Origin of the sequence: Mycobacterium sp. E3298, assembly GCF_001666895.1 — a bacterium.
Taxonomy (GTDB): Bacteria; Actinomycetota; Actinomycetes; order Mycobacteriales; family Mycobacteriaceae; genus Mycobacterium.
The window spans coordinates 1-707 of sequence record NZ_LZJB01000180.1 but is presented as its reverse complement, the minus strand read 5'-3'; the positions used below and the strand labels follow the sequence as shown (position 1 = coordinate 707).

Here is a 707-nt window from a genome sequence, read left to right as displayed (position 1 = left end):
GGGCGTGCTGCAGGCCCTGGACGCGAACGCACCGTCAGCCCCAGCGGGCGATGACGTCGCCGACCGGTAGCCGCGCGGCCAGCGCGGCCATCATCAGCACCCGCGCCTGCGGCGGTCGCAGCGTCGGCACCATCACCGCGCCGGCGGCCGCCATCTGGTGCCCGGGCCCGTAGGCTGCGCCGACGCTCCCGCCGGGGACGCGGGTGGACACCGCGACGGCGACGCCCGCGCGGCAGTGCCGGGTCACCGCGTCGACCACCGCGTCGCCGGCGTTCCCCGAACCCAGCGCCTCGAGCACCACGCCCTTGGCCCCGGCCGCCACGCAGGCGTCCAGGGCCACCCCGTCACTGCCCAGGTAGGCGGCGACGATGTCGACGCGCGGCGCGTCCGCCGCGCTCAGATCCCCGAGCTGGGGCCGCGCCTTGGTGCCGGCCAGCGTGAGACCGCCGTTCACCGTGCCGATCAGCTCACCGGCGAATCCGGTCAGGTCGTCGGTCGCCACCTTGTTCAGCCCCAGCGGCTGCAAGACCCGGCCGGCGAAACACACCAGCACGCCCAGGCCCCGCGCGCCGGGGCTGCCCGCAACGGCGAGGGCCGCCCGCAGGTTGGCCGGGCCGTCGGCGTCGGGGGCGTCGGCGCTGCGCATCGCGCCGGTCAGTACCACCGGAACGTCGCCCGCGTGGGTGAGCTCGAGCCACAGCGCGCTC

The 707-nt window shown here is 77.1% G+C and carries 1 protein-coding gene; it reads right to left on the bottom strand.

The genetic code is table 11. From position 1 onward, the window contains the following. Positions 1–34 precede the first annotated feature (34 nt). Positions 35–707: asparaginase (locus tag A9X05_RS08550; protein ID WP_067780613.1), on the bottom strand; the 673-nt coding region annotated here is incomplete at its 5' end.